General features: G+C 71.5%; 13 protein-coding genes. 2 read left to right on the forward strand and 11 right to left on the reverse strand.

The window, feature by feature from the left end:
• The 4 genes from dnaK to IE260_RS42185 all read right to left on the reverse strand — a co-directional run.
• Positions 1 to 1,136 (reverse strand): molecular chaperone DnaK (gene dnaK, locus IE260_RS35265; RefSeq protein WP_189879449.1); only part of this gene is annotated, 1,136 nt, incomplete at its 3' end.
• Positions 1,137 to 1,219: 83 nt separating this feature from the next.
• Complete coding sequence (locus IE260_RS35270; protein ID WP_189879451.1) at positions 1,220 to 2,671, reverse strand: lipase maturation factor family protein; 1,452 nt, start codon at positions 2,669 to 2,671, stop codon at positions 1,220 to 1,222.
• Between the two features lie 113 nt (positions 2,672 to 2,784).
• A complete protein-coding gene (locus IE260_RS35275; protein WP_189879453.1) occupies positions 2,785 to 3,696 on the reverse strand; it encodes a YceI family protein in 912 nt (303 codons plus the stop codon).
• 54 nt (positions 3,697 to 3,750) lie between these two features.
• The gene (locus tag IE260_RS42185) at positions 3,751 to 3,933 is read right to left on the reverse strand and encodes an FAD-dependent monooxygenase (RefSeq protein WP_373303452.1); all 183 of its coding nucleotides are present in this window, start codon (positions 3,931 to 3,933) and stop codon (positions 3,751 to 3,753) included.
• 160 nt (positions 3,934 to 4,093) lie between these two features.
• Between IE260_RS42185 and IE260_RS35285 the strand changes: the two genes are divergently transcribed.
• Positions 4,094 to 5,914, forward strand: a complete 1,821-nt coding sequence (locus tag IE260_RS35285) for a helix-turn-helix domain-containing protein (protein WP_189879455.1) — start codon at positions 4,094 to 4,096, stop codon at positions 5,912 to 5,914.
• Positions 5,915 to 5,982: 68 nt separating this feature from the next.
• Here the strand turns inward: IE260_RS35285 and IE260_RS35290 are convergent, their stop codons facing one another.
• Positions 5,983 to 7,128: a glutathione-independent formaldehyde dehydrogenase gene (locus tag IE260_RS35290; protein WP_189879457.1), complete on the reverse strand. Its 1,146-nt coding sequence runs from the start codon at positions 7,126 to 7,128 to the stop codon at positions 5,983 to 5,985.
• 187 nt (positions 7,129 to 7,315) lie between these two features.
• On the opposite strand from IE260_RS35290, the gene IE260_RS35295 reads away from it, so the two are divergent.
• On the forward strand, positions 7,316 to 7,525 hold the full coding sequence (locus IE260_RS35295) for a hypothetical protein (RefSeq protein ID WP_189879459.1): 210 nt from the start codon (positions 7,316 to 7,318) through the stop codon (positions 7,523 to 7,525).
• Positions 7,526 to 7,678: 153 nt separating this feature from the next.
• Here IE260_RS35295 and IE260_RS35300 read toward each other — a convergent pair whose 3' ends face one another.
• The 6 genes from IE260_RS35300 to IE260_RS35325 all read right to left on the reverse strand — a co-directional run bounded on the left by IE260_RS35300 (position 7,679) and on the right by IE260_RS35325 (position 17,148).
• Positions 7,679 to 8,095 carry an HIT family protein gene (locus tag IE260_RS35300; RefSeq protein WP_229881627.1) on the reverse strand — a complete coding sequence of 139 codons (417 nt, stop codon included), beginning with the start codon at positions 8,093 to 8,095 and terminating at the stop codon, positions 7,679 to 7,681.
• 146 nt (positions 8,096 to 8,241) lie between these two features.
• Positions 8,242 to 9,837: a VWA domain-containing protein gene (locus tag IE260_RS35305; protein WP_189879460.1), complete on the reverse strand. Its 1,596-nt coding sequence runs from the start codon at positions 9,835 to 9,837 to the stop codon at positions 8,242 to 8,244.
• Positions 9,838 to 9,858: 21 nt separating this feature from the next.
• Positions 9,859 to 11,058, reverse strand: coding sequence for an AAA family ATPase (locus IE260_RS35310; protein WP_189879462.1), 1,200 nt, complete (start codon positions 11,056 to 11,058; stop codon positions 9,859 to 9,861).
• 114 nt (positions 11,059 to 11,172) lie between these two features.
• On the reverse strand, positions 11,173 to 13,932 hold the full coding sequence (locus tag IE260_RS35315; protein ID WP_229881628.1) for a SpoIIE family protein phosphatase: 2,760 nt from the start codon (positions 13,930 to 13,932) through the stop codon (positions 11,173 to 11,175).
• 124 nt (positions 13,933 to 14,056) lie between these two features.
• A complete protein-coding gene (locus IE260_RS35320; protein ID WP_189879467.1) occupies positions 14,057 to 15,397 on the reverse strand; it encodes an MFS transporter in 1,341 nt (446 codons plus the stop codon).
• Between the two features lie 89 nt (positions 15,398 to 15,486).
• Positions 15,487 to 17,148 carry an amidohydrolase gene (locus IE260_RS35325; protein WP_189879469.1) on the reverse strand — a complete coding sequence of 554 codons (1,662 nt, stop codon included), beginning with the start codon at positions 17,146 to 17,148 and terminating at the stop codon, positions 15,487 to 15,489.
• Positions 17,149 to 17,178: the final 30 nt, after the last annotated feature.

Here is a 17,178-nt window from a genome sequence, read left to right on the forward strand (position 1 = left end):
GTCTCGATGCCGAGGGACAGCGGGGTCACGTCGAGGAGCAGGACGTCCTTGACCTCACCCTTGAGGACACCGGCCTGCAGGGCGGCGCCCACGGCCACGACCTCGTCGGGGTTGACGCCCTTGTGCGGATCCTTGCCGGTCAGCTCCCGCACCAGATCGGTCACGGCGGGCATGCGGGTCGAGCCGCCGACGAGGATCACGTGATCGATGCCGGAGACCTTGATTCCGGCGTCCTTGACCGCGTTGTGGAAGGGGCCCTTGCAGCGTTCGAGCAGGTCGGCCGTCAGCTGCTGGAACTGGGCTCGGGTGAGCTTCTCGTCCAGGTGCAGCGGCCCTTCGGCGGACGCGGTGACGTAGGGCAGGTTGACCGTGGTCTCGGAGGACGACGACAGTTCGATCTTCGCCCGCTCGGCGGCCTCGCGCAGCCGCTGGACGGCCATCTTGTCCTTGGTCAGGTCGACGCCGTAGGCGTTCTTGAACTGCCTGGCCAGGTGGTCGACGATCCGCTGGTCCCAGTCGTCGCCGCCCAGGTGGGTGTCGCCGTTGGTGGCCTTGACCTCGACCACACCCTCCCCGATCTCCAGCAGCGACACGTCGAACGTGCCGCCGCCGAGGTCGAAGACCAGGACGGTCTGGTCGTTCTCCTTGTCGAGTCCGTAGGCGAGGGCCGCGGCCGTGGGCTCGTTGATGATGCGCAGGACCTTCAGGCCCGCGATCTCCCCGGCCTCCTTGGTGGCGGTGCGCTGGGAGTCGTTGAAGTAGGCCGGAACGGTGATGACGGCATCCGTGACGTCCTCACCGAGGTAGGCCTCCGCGTCCCGCTTGAGCTTCTGCAGCACCCGTGCGGAGATCTCCTGCGCGGTGTACCGCTTGCCGTCGACGCTCCCGCTGTCCGGGAACCGCCACTGCGCGTCACCCATGTGGCGCTTGACGGACCGCACCGTGCGCTCCACGTTCGTGACGGCCTGGCGCTTGGCCACCTCGCCGACCAGCACCTCGCCGTTCTTGGCGAAGGCGACCACCGACGGGGTCGTCCGTGCCCCCTCCGTGTTGGTGATGACCGTGGGCTCCCCGCCCTCCAGCACGCAGACCACCGAGTTCGTCGTGCCCAGGTCGATTCCCACTGCACGTGTCATGGGTCCTCTCCTCCGTCTGCGTCCGCTCACCTGCGGATTCGGAGTACACCTAAGAGTCTGGATAAGGTCCCCGCTCCAGGTTGTCAAGAAATCCCGGTTTCCCTCTCCATGGGTGCTTTTGTGACGGCTGGAACGTAGTCGCCCAGGAGCGTGCGGTCCCACCAGGCACCCGTCGAGCGCAGCTGGTGCCACGTGGTGAACCGGTAGCGGTAGAGGCGGGCCCGTACGAAGGTGGGCGGCGCGTGGGGGAAGGGGTTGTGGCGCAGCAGACGCAGGACGGCCGGGTTGCCGTCGAGGAGCGCGAGGAGCAGGGCCGGCAGCCAGGGGCCGGCGTAGGCGGGGGAGAGGGCGGCGAACCACATCAGCCAGTCAAGACGCAGGTGGTACGGGGCCACCTGCCGCGGCAGGCGCCGCACGTCGCCCGGCTTGCCCTTGAAGCCGTACTCCTTCCACACGGTGGCGTCCGTGACCTCCGGCTCGTCGGTGCCCTCGATGACCAGTTCGTCGCGGACGCGGCCGACGCTGCCGAACGCTCCGTAGGTGTTGACCAGGTGCAGCGGTGTGAAGGAGGCGTTCATCACCTGGTGGCGGGAGAGCAGGTTGCGGATCGGCCAGTAGCTCAGCACCGCCACGGTCGCGGTGACGGCCAGCACCATGCCCTCGTACCACGCCGGCGCGGCACCGAAGTGCGGCGGTTCGGGCAGGCCGAGGGCGCCGGCCGTGGCGGGTCCGCCGATGACGGGCACGGCCAGCACGATCGTCAGCCAGTTGAGCCAGGCGAAGTTGCCCGAGGTGATGAGCCAGAGCTGGGTGAGGATGACGAACCCCGCCGCCGCGCTCGCCACCGGCTGCGGGGCTAACAGCGCGAACGGCAAGGCGAGCTGGGCGACGTGGTTGGCCGCGGCCTCCGCCCGGTGCACCGGCCCCGGCAGGTGGTGGAAGAACCAGCTCAGCGGACCCGGCATCGGCTGGGTCTCGTGGTGATAGCGCAGGCAGGTCAGATCACGCCAGCACGGGTCACCGCGAAGTTTGATCAGCCCGGCCCCGAACTCCAGCCGGAACAGCAGCCAGCGCAGCAGCCACAGCACCAGCACCGGCGGGGCCGTGTCGCCGTTGCCGAGGAAGATCGCGAGGAACCCCGCCTCCAGCAGCAGCGACTCCCACATGAAGGCGAACCAGGTCTGACCGACGTTGACGATCGACAGGTACAGCGCCCACAGCAGCGCCCACATCAGCATCGACGCCCAGAGCGGCACCAGGTCGCCCGCTCCCGCCGCCATGGCCGCGGACAGCGCCGCCCCCGTCCAGACAACGGCGGCGAAGAACCGGTCGGAGTAGTGGAGACGGAAGATGCTCGGGGCCCGGCGGAAGCGGACCGAGGCCAGGAACCGCGGCACCGGGAGCAGGCCGTCCTCGCCGATCAGCCCGCGGAACTGGTCGGCCACGCTCAGGAACGCCACGAGGTAGAGCGCGGCCAGTCCTCGCTGGAACAGAAGCCTGCCCAGCCAGTAGTCGGCATCCGTGAACCACTCCACGACGCTCTCCTCGAAGGGAAACCGCCGGCATCGCCTGCCCCCCTGGCCCGCCAGGGGAACCGACTCGACTGAAGTAAGGCGCTCCTATGTGACTCACGATACAAGGGCGGCTCCTACTCCGGGGGCGTGGGCGTGTCGGGCGTGCGGTACATCGCCTGGACGTCCAGTTCCAACTGCACGGTCGGGCCGACCACCGCGATGCCGCGCGCGAGCATGGATCGCCAGTTCAAGGTGTAGTCCTCGCGGTGCAGTTCCGCCGTCGCCAGGGCCGCACACCGCAACTCTTCGCCGTAACCGCCGTTGACCGTGCCCAGATAGGTGGTGTCCAGGGCGACCGAGCGGCTCACGCCGTGCATGGTGAGCGTGCCGTTCAGGGTCCACTTGCTGCCCCCGCGGTAGACGAAGCGCGAGCTGACGAAGTCGATGTACGGGTAGCGCTCCACGTCCAGGAAGTCGGCCGAGCGGAGGTGGCTGTCCCGGGTGGTGTTGCCGGTGGTGATGCTGGAGGCGTCGATGCGGACCTGGACGCGGGAGCCGGACATCTCCGGGCCCACCTGGATGGCACCGTCGAAGCGTTCGAAGCGGCCGTGGACATGGGCCATGCCGACGTGCTTGGCGATGAAACGGATGGCGGTGTGGGGCGGGTCGAAGATCCAACCGCCGGTGGGCGGAAGGGTGAGCTGCCGGGCCGGCTGCAGCCGGATCTGCCCGGTCGGCGTGCTGCCGCCGCCTGCGACCTCGACGGTCTCGCGGTGCGGCTCCAAGCCCTCGGCGACGATCAGCACGCTGTAGCGCCCGGGCGGCAGGACCGCCAAGAAGAAGCCGTACGGGTCGGTCGTGCCGCGCGCGACGACCCGGTGGGTGTCGAGCGCCGTGACCGTGACGTCGGCACCGGACAGGGGCTGGTCGACGGGGTCGAGCACCGTACGTGCGACAGCGCCCGCGCCGGCCGGAAGGGGCAGCATGAGATCCGTGCGGGCGGCGGCTTCCTTGTGCCGGCGTCGTCGGAGCAGCCCGAGGGGCATGGCGTTCACCTTTCGTGGGGGCAGTGGGGGAGTGGGGGGAGAGCAGGGAAGTTCTCAGGCATTTCCGAGGCGCTGGTCGGTGATGCGGGCCCGGGGCGTGCCGGCGAGGCGTGCGTGGCCGGTGACGACCATGTCGGGCACGCCGCGGGGGCCGAGGGCCGGCGCGGCCCAGGTGCCCGCGGGTCCCCTGCCCACGATCAGCACGTCGGTCACCACATGGGACTCAACGGTGTGCACGGGCAACGCTCCGGGAAGGACGGGAACCGACCGTTCAAGATCATGAAGCGCTCCCGGCGGTCGCGGGTGTCTCAATACGAGACACCCGCACAGGCGGCGCGGCACTGAGTGGGACCGCGGTAGTTGGCGGTTCAACCGTGCCGCTACGGTGAGGCGCGTCATGACCACCACAGAGCACTCCTTCCCAGTCGCACATCTGTTCCCCGTCGAGTCCTCCGTCGCCCGCCTGCGCCGGGCCCGCGAGCGGTTCCTGACGGGGCGTCCCCTGCCCGACGGCGTTCCGGACGAGGTGACCTCCGCGTGGCGGCGGGCCCGGTTCTTCGGGGTGCGGCACGACGCGGCTTGGCCGGTTCCGGCGGCCACGGGTACGGACACCGCTCTCGACGACCCCGACGACACTGACGACCCCGTACGGCCGTCCGAGCCGGCACCCCTGCTGGTGGCGGCCCGCCCCGCGCTGGAACGGATCGCGCCCGGCCTCGGCGGGGGTCGGTCGGCACTCGTCCTCACGGACGAGCGGCTGCGCGTGCTGTGGTCGGCCGGGGGCGGAGCCGACGGCACAAGGGGCGGGGACCTCGACGAACAGCGGGTCGGCCACAACAGCGCGGCCCTCGCTCTGCGCACCGGTCGCCGTGCGGAGGTGCACGGGCCCGAGCACTTCCTCGACGTGTGGCAGGACGTGTCCGCGGTCAGTGTGCCCGTCCGGGATCCCGCCGGGCGCGCCAGGGGCACGGTGACGGTGGCGGCCCCGTTGTGCGCCGGCGACGCTCCGCATCCGGGGGCGGCCCTCGCTGAAGCGGTCGCCGCGTTGGCGGAGGCCGGGCTGGCGGCCCGGTCGCGCCCGGCGGAACGGGTCCTGCTGGACGCCTACCTCGCGGCGGCACGGGGCGAGGACCGCGCGGTGGTCGCGTTCGGCGGGCACAGTCGGCTCGTGAGCCCGGCGGCGGCGCGACTGCTGTCACCGGCGGACCTCCAGGACCTGGAGAGGGGCACGCCGGCGGAGTCGCGGAACTCTGGGCACGCGGCTACCGGGAAGGCGATGGAGACGGCATCGGACCCGTCCGGGACGAACACCGTCCACTTCCCGTCCGGCGTGTCCTGCACCGCCGGCATCACGCCTGTGCGTCACCTGGGGTCCACCGTCGGCGCCGTGGCCGTGCTGGAACCCCTGACGCACGCCTCCTCGCGCACCGCCGGGCGCACGCCGGTCACGCTGGCCGGACGCTCGGTGCCGTGGCGGCGGGCCACGGAGCGTGCCGCGGAACTGGCCGCGCACCGCGCGCCCTTGCTGCTGGCCGGCGAACGCGGCACCGGGAAGGCCGCGCTGGCCCGCGAACTGCTCGGCGACCCCCTGATCCTGGACGCCGCCGAGGGCGCACTGGGTGAGGCGCTGGCACTGCCGCCCCGGAACCGCCCACTCGTCGTGCGCCACGCCGAACGACTGGCACAGCCGGACGTGGCCGTCCTCAACCGCCTGCTCGACGAGCACCCGGACGCACCGCTCGCGGTCACCTACACCCCCGGCACTCCTCCAGGGCCCTGCCTGCAACGGCTGCTGGACTCGGTGTCCGCCCGCTCGGTCACCCTCCCCGCGCTGCGCGAACGGCCGGAGGACATCGAGGCACTGCTCCCCGCCGTCACACCACGGCCCGCCGCGGGGCACCCTCCGCTCACCTGGACGCTGGACGCGCTGCGCGCCCTGGAGCGGTATCCGTGGCACGGCAACGTCACCGAACTCGCCCATGTCGTGCGGTCCCTGGCGGTCCACCGCAGGGCGACGGGGCCCGTCCGGCGCGCCGAACTCCCGGACCCCGTGCGCCAGGGCCCCGCCGAACGTCCGCTGAGTCCCATGGAACAGGCCGAACGCACCGCCATCCTGGAGGCCCTGCGCCGGCACGGCGGCAACAAGGCCCGCACGGCTGCGGCCCTCGGGATCGGGCGCGCGACGCTCTACCGGAAGCTACGGAGTTACCGGGGCTGAGGGCCCCGCCACGCCGGGAATCTGCGTGGCCGGTGGCGGGCCCCTCGGCCTTCCGGGGAGACCTTCCGCTAGGCGTGCGGGTGGAGCACGACCTTGGTGTAACCCTCGACCCGCTTGTCGAACTTCTCGTACGCCGTCGGAGCCTGGTCGAGGGGCAGCTCGTGCGACACGACGAAGCTGGGCGTCGCACGGCCCTCGATGATCAGATCCCGCAGCTGACGGTTGTAGCGCTTGACGTTGCACTGCCCGGTGCCCATGCGCAGTCCCTTCTCGAAGAGACGCCCGATGGCGACCATCAGCATGCCGTGCTTGGCCTGCTCGTCCGGTCCGCCGGGATCGCGCGGGACGTACAGCCCCGGCACGCCGAGTGCGCCCGTCGGCCGGACCGTCTCGACCAGGGAGTTGAGGACGGTCGCCGGCTCCTCGCGATCCTCACCGTGCGCCTGGGCCTGAGCCTGGTAGCCGACGGCGTCGATGCCCTTGTCCGTCCCCTCGCCTCCGGTCTGCTCCTTGATCTGCTGTGCCGCGTTGCCCTCGGTGAAGTTGATCGGGACGGCGCCTATCTCCTCGGCCTTCTGCAGCCGCTCCGCCACCCGGTCCACCACGAACACCTTGCTCGCGCCGCGCAGCATCGCCGAGTAGGCAGCCATCAGACCGACCGGGCCACCGCCGTACACGGCGACGCTCTCACCGGGGCGCACATCGGCCAGCTCGTTGCCGTGATAGCCGGTCGGGAAGATGTCGGCGAGGAGGACGAAGTCGGTCTCCTTCTCGGTGCCCTCGGGGAGCTTCAGGCAGTTGAAGTCCGCGTAGGGCACCCGGACGTATTCGGCCTGGCCGCCCACGAAGGGCCCCATCGCCACATAGCCGTAGGCACCACCGGCGAAGCCGGGGTTCACCGTCAGACAGAAGCCCGTGAAGCCTGCCGTGCAGTTCTTGCAGAAGCCGCAGGCGACGTTGAAAGGCATCACGACCCGGTCTCCGCGGCTGACCGAAGTCACACCGTCACCGGCTTCCTCCACGACCCCGAGGTTCTCGTGGCCGAACACGATGCCGGGCTCCGCGGCGGTGCGACCCTCGTACATGTGCAGGTCGGAGCCGCATATGGCGGTGGACGTGACGCGGACGATCACGTCGTTCGGGTGCTGGATGCGCGGATCCTCCACTTGCTCGATCGCCACGTCGAACGGTCCCTTGTACACGACGGCCCTCATGCTCGAGCACCTCCACTAGGTGTGATTGATCGATCGCGCTGGGGAACAGCAGCGCCGGGGGACCCGCGGCATCCGACGGGCGAGGGCCCGGTCCGCAGATCGACCGGTCTCCTGTGTTGTCCCTCATACTCCAGACTGGTGCATGATGAGATGATTTGCACCAGGGCCACAGGGGTCCTGTCCATGCATGCAGAAAGGATCCAGAACCTTGTCGCGACGCCTCGGTACGCTGCTCGTCCCGGTAGTGGGCCTGTCCGGGACCACCTATCCGGAGGGGACTCGCGTGGCCATTCGCGGAACCGGAGGATCCGTCGACGGCTTCGTCGGCGGAGACTGGCTGCCGCTCGCCTGGTGGGAATTCGCCGACGTCCGGTCGGAGGACGCCGCCGACATGTGACCTGGGTCACCGTGTTCGCCGCGGGTGCGAGATGTTCGCCGCAAGTGCGAGAATCGCGCCCCACGTCCGGCCGGTGCGGACGGCGCGTCCGTGACATTCCCGCGTCGCGGGTGACACGCATTTCTCACGGAACCCCCGCGCGTCTGCGCATTGTCAACCGCGTTGGACGCCGTCCAGTTCCTCGTTGATCGCCTCGCGCAGGGCGGCGTGTCGAGGGCCGAGCGCATACCGCTCGTCGCGCCACCGCTCCGGCGGGTACAGCCACACGGGCCTGCTCACCAGGTCGGCCGGCTCCCAGTCGTACCGAGGCCATACATGCGCGTGCAGGAACGGGTCGGTGTTCCCCAGGATTTCCAGGTTGACCCGCCGGAAGGCCGGGTCCAGCCGCTTGCAGGCGCGTTCCACGGCCTCGCCCAGCTGGTCCATGCCGGACAGGAACGCGAGCCGCTTGCGCCGGGGCAGTTCCGACAGCCGCTGCACCGCAGGGTCGTCCACGAGGAGCACGGAGTATCCCGGGAGGAACTGGACGTCCCCGATCACCGCGAACCCGGCCTCCAGTCGCCGGAGCACCGTGGGATTCCCGCCCCGAAGCGCACTGCCGATCCGGTCCTCGCGTCATGCGCCGGTCATGACCGGCGACTCCACGCACCACTGACCGTCCAGCCCCTGGGGATCGCCCACCGTGCCGTCCGTGCGCCGATCCTACGAGGCCGGGATCAGATCACGCGGAAGAGATCAGCGGCGGCGTGGACGTCGGTGAGGTCCTCGATGGAGCGGAGGTTGTCGCACAGGGCGTCCAGGACCGAGTCGGGATCGGCGACGCGCGGGGCGCCGATGGCCACCCCGAAGACGCGGAAGCCCAGCCGGTGCTTGGCGTCCATCCAGCCCCGCATCCATTCCTCGGTGACGCCGCAGTCGTCGTCGGTGAGCATCACGATGTCGCCGCGCCTGCGGGCGGCGTCGTTGAACTCCTCCTCCAGCAGCTCGCAGGCCGCGCTCAGCGGCCTCTGGTAGCTGGTGCCGCCGCCGAGGAAGGTCTCCGCGAATTCGAGGACCCGGTCGATGCCGGCGGGTCCGCCGGCCGGGAAGCGGAAGACCTGGAGCTTGTCGGCGGCGGAGAACAGGATGCCGACGAAGTCGCGCCCCGCGTGGCGGGCCTGATCCAGCAGGGCCAAGGCGCACGCCTTGGCCCACGCCTCCCGGGTCACCCCGCCGGGCCCCGCCTCGTACATGGAGTGCGAGGTGTCCACGCACGCGATGACGGCGCCCTGGCCGGTGGACTGCTCCCCCTGGCTGTCGTAGAGCATCAGCTCCCCGGCGGCGTAGCGCGCGGCGAACACCGCACGCAGCTCGGGCACGCCGAGGCCCGCCAGCTCGGAGGGGATGACACGGGAGAGGTCGTCGCCGAGCGTGACGCCGACCAGTTCCCCGGTGGCGTTCTCCACCTTGCGGGCCCGCTCACCACCGGCCATCTGCCGGAAACGGCCGATGAGCTCGGCCCACTGTGCGAGGCGGCCGGTGCGCAGCCGCTCGGCGAGCCGGGCGCGCTGGTCGAACGGCATCCGTTCCAGCTCGCCGGGACCGACACCCCATGCCCGCATCAGCGCCGCCTCCTCCCGCGCGGCCCCGGCGGCCTTCGCCGCCGCCGTCCGCGCGGCCGCGCCGATGGCGGGGGCCACCGCCGCGAGCGCCCGCGCGGCGTCCCGGGCTGCCTGCCGCGCGGTGGCCTCGGCGGCCCCGGCGGCCTCGATCGCCTGCTGGACGGCGCCGTCCCCGTCCGCCCCGTCGGCGGCCTGCTGGAGAGCCTCGCTCACGGCGGTCGCCGCGCCGTCGGCTTCCTGCCGTGCCCGCTTCGCCCGCTCGGCCTGTTCCTGCGCGCCTCGGGAGTGCTCCAGCATCCGGCGCAGCGCGGCGGCCTGGGCGAGCACGGCCATGGCGGCGGCGTAGGGGTCGCCGGCCGTCTCCCGGCGCAGCTCCGTGAACTGAGGTGACTCCAGCAGTGAGGTGACGACCTGGTGGTTGACCAGCCGAGAGGGGTCCATCTCCGCGCGCTCGCGCAGTCGGGGGCCGACCTTGTAGGCGGCCACGAAGGTGTCGGTCAGGAGGTCGGTGCTGCAGTCGTAGCGCTCGTTCAGTTCCGCGGCCAGCTCGCGCAGTCCGGCCGACTGGTCGTAGGTGTCGCGCCATGCCATCCGGTCGAACCTGTCCGCGACCACGGCGGCGGTGTGCAGCCCGGGAGCGGCGGCGGACGGGCCCGGCCACTTCCCGGCCCGGCTCACCGGCTCGTCGAGCCTGCTCGGCGTCTCACCCACGGCCCTGATCCCTCCAGTTGTTCAGAGCTCGGCCTGCACCATGCTCGCGTCCATGCCGAGGGCCTCGGTGAGCACGCGGGCGCGGACGGCGCGCAGACGGCCGTTGACCCGGTCGATGGCGGCGGTGGAGCGGCCGGCGACAGCCGCCTCCTTGCGCAGTGCTTCCAGCCGCCTCCCCGCCACGGCGAGCTGGTTGTGCGCCTTCTTGATGACCCACTCGCTCAGCGCCTCGCGGGACTGCCCGGCCATGGCGTCGAGCTGGGCCTCCAGCTCGTCGATGGTGTCGGCCAGGTCGAGTGCCTCCCTGGCGTCGGGATTGACCAGGTGGAGCACCTCGCGCTCGACGGTCGGGCGTTGGGCGGGGGAGTCCCACAGTACGTGCGTCAGCACCGACAGGTCGGTCTCGGCGACCGCGGGGCGGCCGTCGAGGTACGCGGACGCCTGCAGCAGCCGTACCGCCTGCCGCCAGCGGCGGTCGGAGGCGACGAGTTCCTTGCGGCGCAGGGCGGCACGGAGCGTACACACCGCGTCCACGATCGCGTCGGGGACGCCCGTGGCCGGGACGGCTTCGGTCACGGCGTGCTGCAAGGCTGCCAGCTCCACCGTCGTCCGTGTGGGCGTCACCGGGCGGCTGACGGCGGAGCGGACCAGCGCGGCGAAGTTCGAGGGGTCTTCCAGGTACCCGACCTCGATCCGCACCAGCAGCCGGTCGTAGATCGCCGCCGAATCCTCTCCGCCGGGCAGTTCGTTGCTCGCCGTGATGGCCCCGATCAGGGGGCAGCGGATCGGCTCGCCGCCGTTCTCGGGGTGGTAGATCCGCTCGTTGAGGTAGCCCAACGTCTCGTTCAGCGCCGCCGTGGAGCACTTGAAGATCTCGTCGATGAACGCGACATGCGCGGTCGTGGCGCGACCGTCGTAGACCTGGCGGTACTCGCCCCGGGCCAGCGCGGCGACGTCGATGGGCCCGAACATCCTCGTCGGCGCGGTGAACTTCGACAGGAGGATCTCCCAGTAGGCCGCCCCCTCGATCCGGCCGGTGAGTTCCCGGGCCATCTCGGACTTCGCCGTTCCGGGCGGGCCGAGCACCAACGAGTGCTGCCCTGCCAGCAGTGTCACCACCAGCGTCCGCACCACGTCGGCCCGCTCGTAGAAACGGTCCGACAGCTCCTCGGTGATCGCCCGCAGCCTCCCGGCCGTCCCCTGCGCGTCCCGTGCGTCCATACTCAGTACTCAGCTCCCCGCCTGTGACGCCCTGTGGGCCGACGAGACGGCCCTTCCCCCGAAGCCACGAGGAAGGACAATAGCCGAGGGTGATCACGGTTGGACGAGCAGTTCTCAGGGACGGTACAGATGCTGTTCCGTCCAGATGACCTTTCCGTGCTGGTCGTACCGCGTGCCCCAGCGCTCCGTGCACTGCGCGACGAGGAACAGGCCGCGGCCGCCCTCGTCGGTGGTGGCGGCCAGGCGCAGGTGCGGCGCCGTGCTGCTGCCGTCGGAGACCTCGCAGATCAGATTGCGGTCGCGCAGCAGGCGGACGTTGATCGGTGCGGCGCCGTGGCGGATGGCATTGGTGACCAGTTCGCTGAGGACGAGTTCGGTGGTGAACGCCGTCTCCTCCAGGCCCCATGCGGCCAGTCGCCGGGTCGCGTCGGCACGGACGGCGGCGACGGCCGACGGGTCCCGCGGTACGTCCCACTCGGCGATCCGGTCGGACGGGAAGGCCCGGGTCCGGGCAACCAGCAGGGCGACGTCGTCGGTGGCTCGACTGGGCCGTAGGGCGTCGAGCAACGCCCGGCAGGTCTCGTCCGGCGTCCGGTCCGGATGCCTCAGGTGGCTGCGCAGCAGGTCGAGGCCGGTGTCGAGGTCCCGCTTGCGGTTCTCCAGCAGTCCATCGGTGAACAGCACGATCTGGCTGCCCTCGGGCAGCCGGAACTCGACCGAGGTGAAGGGCAGCCCTCCCAGCCCCAGGGGAGGGCCGGGCGGCAGCTCGGGGAAGTCCACGCTGCCGTCCGGACGGACGAGGGCCGGAGGCAGGTGACCGGCGCGGGCCATGCTGCAGCGGCAGGAGACGGGATCGTAGACGGCGTACAGACACGTCGCGCCGGCGATGTCCGCACCGGTTTCCGCACCGGCGTTGTCGCGGTCGATCCGCGCGACCAGCTCGTCGAGGTGCCCGAGGAGCTCGTCGGGCGCCATGTCGAGGGCGGAGAAGTTGTGGACGGCGGTCCGCAGCCGCCCCATGGTGGCCGCGGCGTGCAGGCCATGGCCGACGACATCGCCCACCACGAGGGCCACCCGGGCACCGGACAGGGGCAGGACGTCGAACCAGTCGCCGCTCGCGCCTCCCTGGGCCGGCAGGTAGCGCCAGGCGACGTCGAGGGCGCTCTGGTTGGGCAGGCCGCGCGGCAGCAGGCTGCGCTGCAGCGCCACGGCGACGGTGCGTTCGCGTGCATAGCGTCGGCCGTTGTCGATCGCGACCGCGGCCCGGGAGGCCAGCTCCTCGGTGATGTCGAGATCCTCCCGGCTGAACGGCCCGGAGGAGGAGCAGCGCCAGAAGTGCGCCGTTCCGAGTGCGATGCCCCGGGCACGCAGGGGAGCGGTGATCAGGGAACGGATCCCGTAGTCGAGCACCCTGTGTGCCCGTTCGGGGGCCTGCGCACGCCAGCCCGTTTCGGCGTGCAGGTCGGCGGTGAGGATTGCGCGACCGGTGTCGAGACCGGCCAGGACTGGTGTGGCAGGCAGGAAGGTGATCCGTCCGCCGACCGGGATCAAGGGAGCGTCGTCCCGGATGCCGCGCCCGGCCACGCGATGCATCACCAGGTCTCCCGGAGCCGGCTCTTCCCCGCGCCGCACCGCGTCCAGCAGCTCGACCGTGACGAAGTCGGCGAACCGCGGCACGGCCGCCTCGGCCAGCTCTTCGGCCGTACGCACGACATCGAGCGTGGTACCGATCCGGGCGCCCGCGTCGTAGAGCAGCTCCAGCCGCATCCGGGCGGTTTCCGCCCTGCCCTGCTCCCTGCGCAGTTCGGTGGTGTCCCGCAGCGTGGCCACCGTCTCCCCGGCCGTTGCCGCCCTGTCCACATGGCGAAGACTGATCGCCAGGAGCCGGCCGCCGGCGATGTGCACCTCATCGGTGCACGTGTCGTGCGAAGCGAGCAGCTCGGCGATTCCCGGGTTCAGGCCGAGCTCGGTGACCCGCCGCCCTTCGGGGGCGGGAGGGAGGTCCAGAAGGCGCCGCGCCTCGTCGTTGACGAGCACCAGGCGGCCGGCACTGTCGACGATCAGCACACCTTCCCGGATGGTGTGCAGGACGGCGTCGTGATGCTCGTACATGCGGGTGATCTCGACCGGTCCCTGACCGCGGGTCAGGCGTCGCAGCCGCCTGCTCACCAGCGCCGAGCTGACCAGGGCGAGAGCGAGGGCGCCGGCGGCCGCCCCGATGAGGGCGGGCAGCTGGCGGGCGGCCGATTCGTTGACATTGGTGACGGTGACACCGACGGCCACGCCTCCCCGTACGCTTCCGTCGCCCGCGCGGACGGGGGCGCTGGCATTCACCGTCGGGCCCAGGCTCCCGGTGAAGGTACTGGTGACCGACCTGCCGTCCAGCACCTCCTGCAGCAGTCCGGGTGGGCCGATGACGGGCTTCCCGATCAGTGCGGGGTCGGGATGCGTGTGACGGATGCCGTCCTCGTCGAACACGACGACGTAGTCGACGCCGGACGCCTTCCTGACAGTCTCCGTACGCGGCTGGAGCGCCGCGGTCGGGTCCGTGCCCGTCATCGCCGCTGCCGTGCCCGGGGCGCCGGCGAACGACTCGGCGACGGCCAGTGCCCTGCGACGGGCGTCGTCCATGCTGTTCTGCCGTGCCTGCACGACCAGGAGCGACAGCGCGGTGAGGATGATCACGATGGAGGTGACGAACTGCAGGAGGAACACCTGACCGGCGATGCTCCGCCGTGCCAGTGAGCGGCCCGCCCGTCTCCGCCACAGAAGGTGCCCGCCGCCCGGACGAGCCTCAGCGGGAAGGGACCGCTTCCCGGCTGATCGGGACAGCCGAGCGCGAAGACCGCGCATCCGACCGAGAAAACGGTCCATACCTGCATTTTCCACCCACTGTGAGCGAGTGACCACTGTCTTCGTTCCGCGCTCCTCCGGCGAGCGGCCGAGGCTCCGACCGCTGTGCGATCGGAGCCTCGGCCGCCGGATGAGGGTGGGTGCGTCAGGCGGACGTGACCGCGCTGTCCGTGATCCGTTCCGTGCCCGGGGCGGTGAGCTGCGGGGCTCCCAGCCGCCGGAGGCGGAGGGTGCACCGGATGCCGATGGCGGAGATGGCCATGAGCAGGGCCGCGGCCGGCCAGTAGTGTCCGCCGGCCGCGGCCGACAGCGAGACCGCGGCGAGCGGCGCGAAGCCGCCGAAGATCATGTTGCAGACCTGGTAGGAGAGCGAGATGCCCGTGTACCGGACGCGGGGTGCGAAGCCCTCGGCGAGGATCGCCGCGATCGGTCCGTACAGTGCCGACATCACGAGCCGCATCCCCAGCATCGCCGCGTAGATCAGCACGACGCTGCCGGTCTCCATGGCGAGGAACTGCGGTACGGAGAGCACGATCACGCCCGCCAGGCCGGCGACGACCACCCTGTGCGCGCCGACGCGGTCGCCGAGCCAGGACAGCCCCGGAGTGACGACGAGTTCGAGGAAGGCCGCCAAGGTGAGGCCGTTGAGCAGCATCGACTCCGACAGCTTCAGCTCGCCCGTGCCGTACGCGAGGAGGAAGCTGGTCACCACGTAGTAGCCGCCGGTCGCGGTCGCCAGGGCGAAGACCCCGGTCAGCACGGTGCGCCACGAGGACTGGAACACCTCGACGACCGGCAGCTTGTCCCGCTCCGTGCGCTGGGCCCTGATCTCGTCCATGACCGGGGCCTCCTCCAGCTTGAGCCGGATGACGAGGCCGATGACGACGAGGACCGCGGAGGCGAGGAAGGGCACGCGCCAGCCCCAGCTGTCGAAGGCCTCGTCGCCCCACAGGTTCATCAGGGAGAACGCACCGGTGGACAGCAGCGCGCCGACGGACGAGCCGAGCTGGGCGAACGAGCCGAAGAAGGTGGCCCTGCCGCGCGGGGCGTTCTCGACGGCGACCAGGACGGCACCGCCCCACTCGCCGCCGATGGCGATGCCCTGGATGAGCCGGAGCACGATCAGGAGGATCGGTGCGAGTACGCCGACCTGGGCATACGTCGGGAGCAGGCCGATCGCGAAGGATGCCACGCCCATCATCATCAGCGTGATGACGAGGGTCTTCTTGCGGCCGACCCGGTCGCCTATGTGACCGAAGACGATGCCGCCGAGAGGCCGCAGCAGGAAACCCACGGCGAAGGTGCCGAAGGCGGAGAGCGTCCGCACGAGCGGAGGCATGTCGGCGGGGAAGAAGACGTCGTCGAAGACGATCGCCGCGGCGGTGGCGAAGGCGTAGAAGTCGTACCACTCGATGGAGGTGCCGACGAGTGCGGCGAGCGCGGCTCTCATCGGGCTCTGTGAGGTGGTCGGTCGGGGCTGGGACACGGGGGCCTCCGGCAGGAGCGGGGAGGGGGGAGGGGACGGGGGTGCGGCGACGGCCACGGTCGGGAGCCATGGCCGGGCGTCGCGGCTGGTCAGCGGCCGGGGGCCGCCCAGGCCCGGGCGCCGCCGATCCAGGTCTCGCGGACGGCGATCGAGGCGAGCGCTTCGGATGAGGTGACGAGCGGGTCGGCGTCCAGGACGACGAAGTCGGCGAGCATGCCCGGGGCGAGGGCGCCGACCATGTGCTCGCGGTGCAGCGCGGAGGCCGCGGCGCCGGTGTGGGCGTGCAGGCCGTCGGGGACGGGCAGGCGCAGCGACTCGTCGCCGAGGACCGTGCCGAGGACGGTCGTGCGGGTCGCGGCCGCGGAGATCGCCTCCAGTGGCGCGGGCGGCGCGACCGGGGCGTCCGAACTGAACACGACGGGGACGCCGGCCGGGAGGCAGAGGCCGGCGGGGTTGTACCGGTGACCGAGGTCGCCGATCGCGGTCAGAGTGCCGTCTCCGGTGCGGAGGTGGTGCTGCGGCTGCATCACCGGGACGATGCCGAGTGCGCCCATCCTGGTGATCTGGGCGTCGGTCGGCAGACCGCAGTGCTCGACGCGGTGGCGCATGTCGGCGCGCCGGACGTCCGCCTGCGCCTTCTCGACCGCGTCGAGCACCATGCCGATGGCGAACGGGGACTGCGCGTGCGTGGCGGTCTGGAGTCCGGCGCGGTGGGCCTTGGCGATGATCCCCGCGTACTCCTCGGCGGAGTGGTACAGCTGCCCGTGGTGGCAGCAGTCCGCGGCGTAGCCGTCGGGGAAGTACGCGGTCCAGCCGCCGAGCGTGCCGTCGGCGTAGAGCTTCACGCCCTGGACGCGGAACAGGTCGTCGCCGAAGCCGCGTACCACTCCGAGCTCGAGGGCGGTGTCGAGCAGCGCGGAGGTGAGGTAGGCGGAGACCCGCATCCGCAGCGAGCCGTCGGTGCGGGCGCGCAGGTACGTCTCCATCTCCCGGCGCGAGGCCTGCGCGTCGCCGACCGTCGTGACGCCGGCGGCGAGGAAGGTTTCCTGGGCGCGCATCAGGTGGTCGGCCATGATCGCGTCGGGCTCGGAGAGGTGGAAGTTCGGCCCGTGGTTGCCGATCTTCACGCCGCCCGGGCCGGTGAGCAGGTCGCATGCCGCGTCCCACAGCTGGCCGTCCGGCTCGCCGGAGGCGAAGTGGCCGATGGAGCCGCCCTCGGGGTCCGGCGTGCCGGCCGTGATGCCGCAGGCGCGCAGGGTGTGGGTGTTGACGACGCCGCCGTGGCCGGAGGCGTTCATGACGTACACCTCGCGGTCGGTGGCGATCCGGTCGAGATCGTGGCAGGTGGGGTGGCGGCGCTCGGCGAGCCGGCGGTGCTCGTAGCCGAAGCCGCGCACCGGCACGCCGGCGGGGAGGTCGCGGGCCGCCTCGGTGAGGACGGTGACGAGGGTGTCGATGTCGGGGACGCGCTCGGGGCGGCAGTCCACCCAGGCGAGGGCCTGGCCGTACATCACCGGGTGGCAGTGGGCGTCGACGAAGCCGGGGTGGACGAGGCCGCCGTCGAGTTCGAGGATCTCGTCGGCGCGGCCGCCGAGCACGGCGCGGGCGTCCTCCGCGGTGCCGACGTGGACGACGCGGTCGCCGCGGACGGCGAGGGCCTCGGCCCGTACCGACGTGCCCGGGACGGCGACGGCGGCGCCGGTCACCAGGAGGGTGCGTTCGGTACGGGACTCGACGAGCGGGTGGTGCATGAGGGGAACCTACTTTCGGCCAGCAGACAG

The organism is Streptomyces viridiviolaceus, assembly GCF_014650995.1.
Classification (GTDB): domain Bacteria; phylum Actinomycetota; class Actinomycetes; order Streptomycetales; family Streptomycetaceae; genus Streptomyces; species Streptomyces viridiviolaceus.

Coding starts and splice junctions, on each gene's coding strand:
- IE260_RS35275 (WP_189879453.1), bottom strand. CDS start 3,696: ATGCCCCTCGGGCTGCTCCGACGACGCCGGCACAAGGAAGCCGCCGCC.
- IE260_RS35285 (WP_189879455.1), top strand. CDS start 4,094: ATGACCACCACAGAGCACTCCTTCCCAGTCGCACATCTGTTCCCCGTC.
- IE260_RS35290 (WP_189879457.1), bottom strand. CDS start 7,128: ATGAGGGCCGTCGTGTACAAGGGACCGTTCGACGTGGCGATCGAGCAA.
- IE260_RS35295 (WP_189879459.1), top strand. CDS start 7,316: ATGCAGAAAGGATCCAGAACCTTGTCGCGACGCCTCGGTACGCTGCTC.
- IE260_RS35310 (WP_189879462.1), bottom strand. CDS start 11,058: ATGGACGCACGGGACGCGCAGGGGACGGCCGGGAGGCTGCGGGCGATC.
- IE260_RS35315 (WP_229881628.1), bottom strand. CDS start 13,932: ATGGACCGTTTTCTCGGTCGGATGCGCGGTCTTCGCGCTCGGCTGTCC.
- IE260_RS35325 (WP_189879469.1), bottom strand. CDS start 17,148: ATGCACCACCCGCTCGTCGAGTCCCGTACCGAACGCACCCTCCTGGTG.